Annotated in this window: 1 protein-coding gene; it reads left to right on the top strand. The window is 65.9% G+C overall.

What is annotated here, in order from left to right; all coding sequences use genetic code 11:
* On the top strand, positions 1-249 hold a 249-nt coding region (locus SB816_RS33805), incomplete at both ends, for a sterol desaturase family protein (RefSeq protein WP_410548476.1).

Below are 249 nucleotides of genomic sequence, written 5' to 3'. Positions count from 1 at the left end.
GCGATCGGCAAGCTCGGCTGGCTCGAATACGTGCTCAACACGCCGTCGATCCATCGCGCGCACCATGCCCGCAACCCGCGCTACATCGACCGCAACTACGCAGGTGTGCTCGTGATCTGGGATCGCCTGTTCGGCAGCTACGTCGAGGAGTCGCCCGACGATCCGCCGCGCTATGGAATCGTCGAGCCGCTCGGCTCGAACAACCCGCTCGTCGCGACGTTCCACGAGTGGGTGTCGATGGCCGCCGAC

It is taken from the genome of Achromobacter sp. SIMBA_011, from assembly GCF_046535435.1.
Taxonomy (GTDB): domain Bacteria; phylum Pseudomonadota; class Gammaproteobacteria; order Burkholderiales; family Burkholderiaceae_B; genus Achromobacter; species Achromobacter dolens.
The sequence above is the reverse complement of the archived record's forward strand: the minus strand, read 5'-3'. Positions and strand labels throughout refer to the sequence as shown.